This is a genomic window from Halorubrum halophilum, from assembly GCF_000739595.1.
Classification (GTDB): domain Archaea; phylum Halobacteriota; class Halobacteria; order Halobacteriales; family Haloferacaceae; genus Halorubrum; species Halorubrum halophilum.
In genome coordinates this window covers 1-740 of sequence record NZ_BBJP01000091.1, presented here as the reverse complement: position 1 = coordinate 740, position 740 = coordinate 1, and the positions used below count along the sequence as shown (strand labels likewise).

The 740-nt window shown below is 65.0% G+C and carries 1 protein-coding gene; it reads right to left on the bottom strand.

Going from position 1 to position 740, the window contains the following annotated elements:
• Positions 1–140: 140 nt before the first annotated feature.
• Positions 141–740, bottom strand: a 600-nt coding sequence (sod, locus tag ACP96_RS17060; protein ID WP_050025859.1) for a superoxide dismutase, incomplete at its 5' end; no start/stop codon positions are given.

Sequence of the window (740 nt, the reverse complement as noted above, 5' to 3'; positions counted from 1 at the left end):
CCTCTGTTGTTGTTTGGCGCATACGGGCGGCACCGAGCATCCACCTCGCTTCGAGAGACGAGGCTGTCGGTTTGCGGTCGGCGGTGCGAAAAAAATGCGGATCTCGACGCGCGTGCCGCGGCGCGTTCGGGTGTGAGACGTTACTCGAAGAGCTCGACGGCCTGCTCGTAGCGGCTCGACGGTTCGTCCCAGTCGACGACCTCGAAGAAGTTGTCGACGAACTCGCCGCGGGCCGGGCCGTAGTCGTGGTAGTAGGAGTGTTCCCACACGTCCAGTGCGAGGATCGGGTGGCCGCCCCAGATCGCGCCCTGGTCGTGCTTATCGACCACGACGTTGCGAAGCTGGTTCGAGAACGAGTCGTACACGAGCAGCGCCCAGCCGCCCGCCGCCGAGGCCGCCGCCTCAAACTCGCCCTTCCACGCCTCGTACGAGCCGAAGTCCTCCTCGATCTGCTCGGCCAGCGCGCCCTCGGGCTCGTCGCCCCCCTCCGGGCTCATGTTCTGCCAGAACAGATCGTGCAGAATGTGACCCGAGGAATTGTGGGTCACGTTCCGCAGCGCGCCGCCCGACGACGAGAAGTCGCCCGACTCGCGGTTCTCCTCGAGGGTTTCCTCCGCCGCGTTCCATCCGTTCACGTACCCCTGATGGTGCGTGTCGTGATGCCATTCCAGCACCTGCTCCGAAAGGTGCGGCTCCAGCGCGTCGTACTCGTACGGTAGCGGATCGAGTTCGTAGCTCAT